Annotated in this window: 5 protein-coding genes; 4 read left to right on the top strand and 1 reads right to left on the bottom strand. The window is 37.1% G+C overall.

The window, feature by feature from the left end:
* Window positions 1–403 precede the first annotated feature (403 nt).
* The 3 genes from B3I52_RS09050 (at window position 404) to hisS (ending at window position 6224) form a co-directional block, all read left to right on the top strand.
* A complete protein-coding gene (locus tag B3I52_RS09050; protein WP_293300529.1) occupies window positions 404–1978 on the top strand; it encodes a site-specific DNA-methyltransferase in 1575 nt (524 codons plus the stop codon).
* Between the two features lie 3 nt (window positions 1979–1981).
* Window positions 1982–4654, top strand: a complete 2673-nt coding sequence (locus B3I52_RS09045; RefSeq protein ID WP_293300527.1) for a DEAD/DEAH box helicase — start codon at window positions 1982–1984, stop codon at window positions 4652–4654.
* Window positions 4655–4841: 187 nt separating this feature from the next.
* Window positions 4842–6224, top strand: a complete 1383-nt coding sequence (gene hisS / locus B3I52_RS09040) for a histidine--tRNA ligase (RefSeq protein ID WP_293300526.1) — start codon at window positions 4842–4844, stop codon at window positions 6222–6224.
* Window positions 6225–6347: 123 nt separating this feature from the next.
* On the opposite strand, the gene B3I52_RS09035 is transcribed toward hisS, so the two are convergent.
* Window positions 6348–6950, bottom strand: coding sequence for a thioredoxin family protein (locus B3I52_RS09035; protein WP_293300524.1), 603 nt, complete (start codon window positions 6948–6950; stop codon window positions 6348–6350).
* 87 nt (window positions 6951–7037) lie between these two features.
* Between B3I52_RS09035 and B3I52_RS09030 the strand changes: the two genes are divergently transcribed.
* Complete coding sequence (locus B3I52_RS09030) at window positions 7038–9521, top strand: outer membrane beta-barrel protein (RefSeq protein ID WP_293300522.1); 2484 nt, start codon at window positions 7038–7040, stop codon at window positions 9519–9521.
* Window positions 9522–9755 lie beyond the last annotated feature (234 nt).

Below are 9755 nucleotides of genomic sequence, written 5' to 3'. Positions count from 1 at the left end.
TTATTGAAATTTAAACAGTTTCTCAGTTTTATAGAAGCTTTTTTTATTTTTAATCAATTTGCTTTTCGTTATGGCATCTTTGCGAAGCCAATTTTTCATGTGGAGTGGCAATCTAATTTTAGCTTAAGAAAGCAAAAGCCACTTTTTTTATAACCGTTTAAAAACTATATTTACCAGCATCAAAAACTAAACTATAGATAAAACTAAAAAAGACATATAAAATAAGCGTTTAGCGAAAAAACCTGTATTCTGAAAATTCGACAATTCAAAGTACCTACAGGGAAGTTTAAGCTAACGTTCATGCCAAAAGCGTGGGCGTTGCTTTGCTTTGTAGGTACGGGCGTCGAATCCCGCAGAATACGAGTAAGGTAACTAACCCACGCTTTTTTTGTGCAATAAATATATGCCTACACTCCATTGGATTGGTAAAAACAAAATCATTAACCATCATTTAGAAGTTCCGTACAAGATACTTAACCACCAATATGGTTTTTCAGAAAATGGAAAAACGGAAACCCCTACTGATGGTGACAATCTCATTATCAATGGTGATAACCTCGAAGCCTTAAAGTCTTTATTACCGAAATACGAAGGCAAAGTAAAATGCATTTATATAGACCCGCCATATAATACTGGCAACGAAGGGTGGGCGTATAACGATAACGTAAACTCGCCTCAAATACAAAAATGGTTTGCTAAAGTTGTAGGTAAAGAAAGTGAAGATTTAACACGGCATGATAAATGGCTGTGTATGATGTACCCTCGCTTAAAACTGCTACATAAATTATTAGCTAATGATGGTGCTATTTTTATCTCTATAGATGATAATGAGCAAGCGAACTTAAAGTTGATGATGGATGAAATATTTGGGGCTGGGAATTTTGTTTCAAATATAATTTGGCAAAGAGCATATTCGCCTGTTAATCTAAAAAAGACATTTTCTCAAAACCATGATTTTGTACTCTGCTATTCAAAAAATAGTCAGCTCTTTGAAATGAACGGGCTTGAAAGAAGTGTGGAGGCAAATGATAGGTATAAAAATTTAGATAATGATGCAAGGGGATTCTGGAAATCAAGCGATTTAAGCGTTGGCCCGCCAATACAAGAAAATATATACGAAATAACAACTCCATCAGGTCGAAAAATTCTTCCACCCAAAGGTTATAGCTGGAGGTTGAATAAAAATAGGTTTGAAGAATTTTGCGCAGATAATAGAATTTGGTTTGGAAGTAAAGGAGATGCTACTCCATCAATCAAAAGATTTCTGAATGAGGTTAAAGAAGGTATTACTCCAATGACTGTTTGGACTTATCAAGAAGTTGGACATACTCAAGATGCAAAAAGAGAAATTAAATCAATTTTTGCCGAAAGTGATTTGCCTTTTGATACACCGAAGGCTGTCAAATTGATGGAAAGGATTGTTCAGTTAGGCACAAATAAAAACTCTATCATTCTCGACAGTTTTGCTGGTTCCGGCACTACAGCCCATGCAGTTCTAAATCTCAATAAACAAGATGGTGGCAACCGTAAGTTCATTTTAATAGAAATGGAAGACTATGCCGAAACAATTACGGCAGAAAGGGTAAAACGCGTAATTAAAGGTTATGCAGATAAAGAAGGAACCGGAGGAGGCTTTGATTACTATACTTTAGGTGAACCACTTTTTAACGAAGACAACAACCTCAACGAAATTGTTGACGAAACAAAAATTAGAGAATACGTTTGGTTTGCAGAAACCAAAGATGCTTATCAAAAGCAAGAAGAAATGTATTTGTTGGGCACTAATAATGGTACGGCCTATTATTTCTACTACGAAAAGAATAACTTAACCACTTTAGACGAAACCTTTTTGCGCAGGCTTAAAACCAAAGCATCTCAATATGTAATTTATGCCGATGTATGTTTACTCAACGAAAAACTGATGGATAAATATCACATCGTATTCAAAAAAATTCCACGTGACATTTCAAAACTGTAAGCAATGGAATTAAAGCCCTATCAACAAAAGGTAATCAAAGATTTAGAAGAGTTTTTAGATCATGTACAGCAACACCCAACACCTGCAAAAGCATTTGCCAAATATTGGGAAGATAAACTAGGTGTTGCTTATAGCCCGCAATTAAACGGTTCGTTTACAGGCATGAAACCCTATGTGGATCATGTGCCAAACGCAGTGCATATTGCCATAAAAGTGCCTACTGCCGGTGGCAAAACTTTTATAGCCGTTAATGCTTTACACAGCATTAACAAGCATTTTAATAAAGGCAATCCAAAAGCGGTTGTGTGGTTGGTGCCATGGTCAAATTTGTTACAACAAACGGTTAAAAACTTATCCAATCCGCATCATCCGTACCGCGAAAAACTAAACAGCTTGTTCAGCAATCGTGTAGAGGTTTATGAAAAAGAGCAGTTGTTGCAAGGTGCCAATTTCAACCCATCGTCAGTAACTGAGCAGTTAAATATTTTTGTGTTCAATTTTAGCAGTTTGCGGGTAAACTCTCGCAAACAAGACGACAGAAAAGTATATCAAGAAAACGGAGCATTAGAAACTTTTAGAGGTACGATAGTAAATAAAGATTTCCTTTTACCAGACACAGACGAAACTGCTTTAATTAATATCATACGCAGTCTAAATCCTGTGGTTATTGTAGATGAAAGCCATAATGCCGAAAGTGATTTGAGTAAGGAAATGTTACAAAACCTTAATCCTTCGCTAATTTTAGATTTAACAGCTACGCCAAAAGAAAGTAGCAACATTATTTCTTTTGTAAATGCATTGGCATTGAAAAAGGAAAACATGGTAAAATTGCCAGTTATTGTTTACAATCATCATAAAAAAGAAGAGGTAATTACAAGTGCTTTGCATTTGCAACGACAGCTCGAATTGCATGCAAAAGCCGAAGAGAAAGAAACTGGAAAACATATTCGTCCAATTATTTTGTTTCAGGCACAATCAAACATCCAAGGTAAAGGCAACACTACTTTTCAAAAAATAAAAGAACAGTTGGTAAAGTTGCAAATCCCAGAAGAGCAGATAAAAATAAAGACAAGCAATATTGATGAACTGAAGGGTATTAACCTAAATAGTAAAGAATGCCCTGTTAGGTACATTATTACGGTAAATGCTTTAAAAGAAGGCTGGGATTGCCCTAATGCCTATATATTGGCGTCATTAGCAGATAAAAGTTCGTCAGTTGATGTAGAACAAATTTTAGGCAGGGTTTTACGACAACCATACGTGGTAAAACACGAAAACCCCTTGCTTAATATGTCTTTTGTACTAACCGCTTCGGCAAAGTTTAACGAAACGCTAGATAAAATTGTAAAAGGCTTGCAAGATGCAGGCTTTAGTAAAAACGATTATTTTGCACAAGAACAATCCGAAGTAGCACTAACACCAAACGAAATTTTACAACAAAATTTGTTTGAGGAGCCGCAAGAGACATATAGTAAAAAATCTGATGAAGATTTTGATATTGCTCAGGTAGCGTTTAACCCTAATGAAGTGGTTACATTAAGTACCATTGCGCAAAACAATCCTCTTCTTTCTGATTTAACTGCACAAGCAACCAAGCAAGGCGAAGCATTCGAAGAAAAACTAAATCAAACCGATATTGATGAAAATATTTCTCTTTTTACCGATGTAATGAAAAAACAACCTAAACAATATAACGTTGATGCACAGTTTCGGGAAGATATAAATGAGTTGAGATTGCCACAGTTTTTTATTGAAAAACAAGACGAATTACACAGCGTGATTTTTGAGGAACTGAACGAAGATTGGGAGCTTTTACATAAAATTAAACTACTAGATGGCTTTAAACTTTCTATTTATGGTTCTGAAGTAGCATTCGATGAGATTTCGAAAGATATCATTGCCGTAGATTTTGTAGAAAGCAAAGGAACAGTTGAGGTTGGGAACGTAAATACAAGGGCAAAAAATATTCTGATAGACACCATTTTATCAAAACCAAAACAATCGCAACTTACACAGATCAGCAGTATAATTGTGGCCAAATTGGGCGATATGTATCCCATAAAACAACAAGAATTATCAAAGTATGTAAGTCGAGTTTTCGAAAATCTATCGGCAGAGCAAATACGTGACGTAATTGATAATGATTTTATTTATGTACAGAAGCTTAAAAATAAAATTCAGGAGTTTTTGGATGGATATGCTCAAAATAGATTTAAAACATTGATTGCAAGCAATAAAATAAAAGTGCACGCCAATTTCTCATTTCCCGAAAAAATTACGCCAATAAGATTAAGCATTCCGCTTTCAAAATCACTCTATGAGCGAGAAGACGACATGAATACACTTGAGCAAAAAATGATTATGGAGATTGCTGTTTTAGAAAACATTAAATTTTGGCATAGAAATTTATCTCGTGGCAGGGGATTTTTCATTAACGGTTTTCAGAACAACCATTACCCAGATTTTATCATCAAAACACATAAGGAGAATATCATTTTAATTGAAACCAAAGGCGACCATTTAGATAACGATGATAGCAGAAACAAACGAGAACTAGGCAGGGTGTGGGCAGAAAAAGCAGGAAATAATTATAAGTATTTTATGATATTTGCAACCAAATCTGTAGAAAATGCTTACACTGCTAAATCTATTATTGAAGTTTTAAGAGAGTTGTAGGTTTTAGTACACAGGTTTTTTTATTTAGCCCTAACAGTAGCGAGCATGAGCGTAACGAAATAAAGCAGATGGCAGAAGCTAACATTTAAATAAAAACTGGAACTGTGCTTCAAATTCTTCGAGACTAGAGCGCAACCTTCCATCTTCAAAACGTTAACCTTACACCTTTTTTTGTACTTTTGCCTCCATGTCTATTACCAAGCCAAGCTTACCAAAAGGAACCAGAGATTTTTCGCCAATAGAAATGGTGAAACGCAATTATATTTACGACACCATTAAAACGGTTTTCAAGAAATATGGTTATGCAGAAATACAAACACCAAGCATGGAAAACCTGCAAACCTTAACCGGTAAATACGGCGATGAAGGCGATAAACTGATTTTCAAAGTCCTTAACTCTGGCGATTATTTAAAAGAAGCCGAAAACAAAAAACTGAAAGACCAAAGCTTTGAGTTCAACTCGAAAAATATCCTAACATTAATCTCGGAAAAAGCCTTACGCTACGATTTAACGGTGCCTTTTGCCCGTTACGTGGTGATGCACCAAAGCGAAATTACGTTTCCGTTTAAACGTTTCCAAGTGCAACCCGTTTGGCGTGCCGATAGGCCACAAAAAGGTCGTTATAGAGAGTTTTACCAATGCGATGCCGATGTAGTTGGCTCACCTTCCCTATTGAACGAAGCAGAGTTTATTCTAATTTACCACGAAGCTCTAACCAACTTAGGTTTAAAAGATTTCGATATTAAAATTAACAACCGTAAAATATTAAGCGGTATTGCCGAAATTATTGGCAAACCAGAACTTATTGTAGCTATGACGGTGGCTATTGATAAGCTTGACAAAATTGGCTTAGATGGGGTGAGCAAAGAACTAATAGAGCGTGGCTTTACCGATGCAGATATCGAAAAACTGAAACCTGTGATATTGTTGGAAGGTTCGAATGAAGAAAAGCTATCAAGTTTAAAATCTGTTTTAGCAAGTTCTGAAGTTGGCTTAAAAGGTATTGAAGAAATCGAGAAAGTTTTCGACTATGTTGCAAATCTCAAGTCTCAAATCTCAAATCTCAAGCTTGACATTACCCTAGCTCGTGGCTTAAACTACTATACAGGCTGCATTTTCGAAGTTAAAACCAACGAGGTTGCCATGGGCAGTATTGGCGGCGGCGGTCGTTACGATGATTTAACCGGAATGTTCGGTTTGAAAGATTTAACAGGCGTAGGCATTTCGTTTGGAGCCGACAGAATTTACGATGTATTGGAAGAACTCAACCTCTTCCCTGCTTCTGCACAACAAGGCACCAAAGTACTCATCAGTAATTTTGATGAAAAAGCCGAATTATACGCCTTACCATTGTTGCAACAATTAAGAGAAGCAAATATTGCTAGCGAGCTTTATCCAACATCAGCGAAGCTTAAAAAACAAATGAGCTATGCCGATGGGAAAAACATTCCTTACGTTATTTTAATTGGCGACGAGGAAATGCAAAGTGGCTTACTTACGCTTAAAGATATGGCCAGTGGCGAGCAAGAAAAGTTAGCAATAGCTGATATTATTGAAAGGTTGAGATAGACACCTTCCCATCATTTCAACGAAGAATAAGGAGAAATCTAACAAACTGCATTAAGAATGCTAGATTTCTCTCTACGTTCGAAATGACGTACTATGAATCTTCATCGCCAGAATGACGAACTATTAACGTAACTGCTTCAACAGCTCGTTCAACTCTTGCTGGGTAGCAACTGTTTTATCTTTTGCATACCAACCATGTAGCTTTTCAGCCAATTCGGGCATTTCCAAGCCTTCTTTCTTCCACTCAATCATTAAATTTTGTATGGCAACAGGTCTGGGGCCCCATTTGGGCAAAACCAAATTACCTGCTTCATCTAAAATTAACAATACCGGGATTGCTCTACCACCATTGGTTAAATGCGCATCAATTAATGGCAAATTTTTATCACGTAAAACAAGCTTTAAATCAAATTTAGTTGGCGCAGCCGAAGCTATTTTATTAATAACCGGCACAATTTGGGCAGCATCGCCACACCAACCTTCAATAATTACCAAAAAGCGATATTTACCTTCGATCTTTTGCAGTGTCAACAATAATTCTTCGCCCAATACGGTAGTTTTATCTACACGGTTCATACGTTGCACATTCATTTTCGTATAATGCAACATGGCTTCTGAATTGTCTGGACCAGTAGTTTCGCCTTTAGCCAAAAGCTCATCTACCAAATTCCTGTAGCTAGTGTAGTCTAGCGCTTCTTTATCAAAAATATTACTGTAATTAATCATAAAATAGCTGTAATAAAATAGTTACGCCCTTTTTTTAAACCTTTAATTAACGAGATTTGCCCTCTTAATAACAAACCTCAATTTTAAATGTATAGGATCAAGCGCAAAGTTCTTTTATTAATAGCTGGTATTTGTATTGCAACTGTAAAAATTTATGGCCAAACCAATAATATTGGTAAAATTAGCGGCAAAATAGTAGATGCCGAAACCAACGAGACTATTCCATATGCTTCTGCTGTGCTTACAGACAGAAAAACAAAAGCCCAAGTTAGCATTGTTCAATCTGATTTAGACGGTAATTTCACCATACCTAATTTGGCCAACGGTGTTTATACTTTTAGGGCGAGCTATATTGGCTATCAAACCATGGTGAGAGATTCGATTGCTATAACTGGCGCTTTAAAAAACATCAACCTAGGTACTATTAAAATGAAAGGCGGTAAAGGCAATGTGCTAAACGAGGTAACTGTTACCGCTAAAAAAACCGAAATGCAATTGGGCATAGATAAAAAGGTTTTTTCTGTAGAGCAGAGTTTAGTGAGCGAGGGCGGCAACGCTACAGATGTGCTTCAAAACGTACCCTCGATACAGACAGACATGGACGGAAATGTTTCGTTGAGGGGGGCAAGCGGGGTAAAGGTTTTAATAGATGGCAAACAATCTTTAATAGCTGGTGGCGATGTGGCACAAATTCTTAAATCTATCCCGGCAAGCTCTATCGAAACTATCGAGGTAATTACCAATCCATCTGCAAAATACGATGCCGAGGGACAAGCGGGCATCATCAACATTGTTTTAAAAAGAAACAGAAAGCTGGGCTTTAATGGCAACCTTGCATTAACGGCCGGTAATAGAGACAACTACAACGGAAATGCTAGCATGAGTTTCCAAAACCAAAAAGTAAACTTGTTTACCAATTATGGCTATCGTTATAACAACAGGCCTAGGTCTGGGTATAACAACATCACTTATAAAAACACCATCAACAACATTAATAACGCCTCTCAAAACAACACTGAAACCGATTTAAACAAAGGGCATAGCTTAAAAATTGGAGCAGATTACTATGTAGCGCCAAAAAGTGTACTTAGTTTGTCTGGCGGGCTAAACACCAGAGGTGGCGATGAGAACGAATGGATGGCTGTAAATGAATATGGAGTTGGCAACAGTCCGCTTAATTTAAGTAACAGGAACAATCTTCAAAATGAAAAAAACAAATCATACGATGCAGCTTTAGATTTCTCGCAAAAATTTAAGAAGCCAGGACAAGAGCTTACTTTTAATTTAAGTGTGGGCAAGGGCAGTAACAACAGTTATGAAAACTATTTTACCGAAAAGTATTTTGTAAATGGCGCAAATACCTCTTTACCGCTCGACGAGCAAAAAACCAATAGGTTAAGAGACAACAAGAACTTTAATGTTCAGTTAGATTATACGTTACCACTGGGCAAGGCGGGCAAGTTAGAAACCGGCTACCGCAGTCAGGTAAACAAATCGAACAGCAGCACCGTGGCCGATTCGTTAATTAACAATAGCTATGTATTTAGCAGAACACTGAGCAACGATTTTAGCAGTACCGACAACATACATGCTGTTTACGTAAATTACCAAAATACCATTGGCAATTTTGGCTACCAAGTTGGTTTAAGGGGCGAAGATGCCAATTTAAATACCGAAATGGGCGCCTACGATGTAAATAAAAATATTTACTATACGCCGGGCAAAATAGCCTATACACGTTTATACCCCAGCATGTTTTTAACACAGAAACTTAAAAACGACCAGCAAATTCAGTTAAACTACAGCAGAAGGGTAAATAGGCCAAGAGGCTGGGACACCAACCCCTTCTTAGACGTGTCGAACCCGTTAAACCACCGAAGAGGTAATGTAAACTTAATGCCAGAAGATGTGCATGCTTTTGAATTAAGTTATAGCAAGTTCTTTAAAAAGGCAACATTTATTGGCAGCACTTATTTCCGCAAAACCAACGATCTGATACAAAGATTAAGATCTGAACCCGACGAAAAAGGCGTAACGCTAACCGTTCCAGAAAATTTAACCAGCGGCACCAGTACGGGCGTAGAGCTTATTGGAAAGTTTGATCTAGTAAAAAAATGGAACTTCACTACCAATTTTAACTTATACCACCGCAAGGTAGAAGGCGTTCCAAGTTTTGGGACACTAGATAACGAAGGCCTTAGCTACAATGTTAACATGACCAACAATATATCGCTTGCCAAAAACCTATCGTTACAATTTAGGGCAGATTACCGCTCAAAAGAAGTATTGGCGCAAGGTATATTTAAAGCCATGTACGGCTTTGATGCAGGTGCAAAAATGGATTTGATGAACAAAAATGCCAGTTTAAGCTTCAATGTTAGAAACCTTTTTGGCACTCGTAAATTCCAAATGGAAAGCACCACTAACTCTACCCTAATTAGTTTTGGCAGAATTATGCCGGCCAATATGGGCTCTTTAACCTTCTCTTACCGTTTCGGAAAAGATAATTTTGGTTTAAAGAAAAAACCAAAGGGACAAGAAGCACCAAGAGCTGACGAAGAAACGTTTTAAAAACTTTTGAGATCTCTATTCGGATAATGCCTCGGGGCTTGCCCCGGGGTTAAAAGCGGAAAGTTTGAAAACGAAGAGTTTTCATAAGGCTAAAAATTAGACAGTTTTCCACCAATATCTCGAGGCTTGCCTCGGGGTCATTTATTAAGAAGCTATTTAAATTTCAATAAGAATAAATACATAGGCGGGTGTCACCACCCGCCTACAGCCCATAGCTATAGTTTGGTGTCACCA

Source organism: Pedobacter sp. UBA4863 (assembly GCF_002399615.1).
Lineage (GTDB): Bacteria > Bacteroidota > Bacteroidia > Sphingobacteriales > Sphingobacteriaceae > Pedobacter.
Note: the sequence above shows the minus strand (reverse complement) of the source record. Positions and strands in the feature narration are given on the sequence as shown.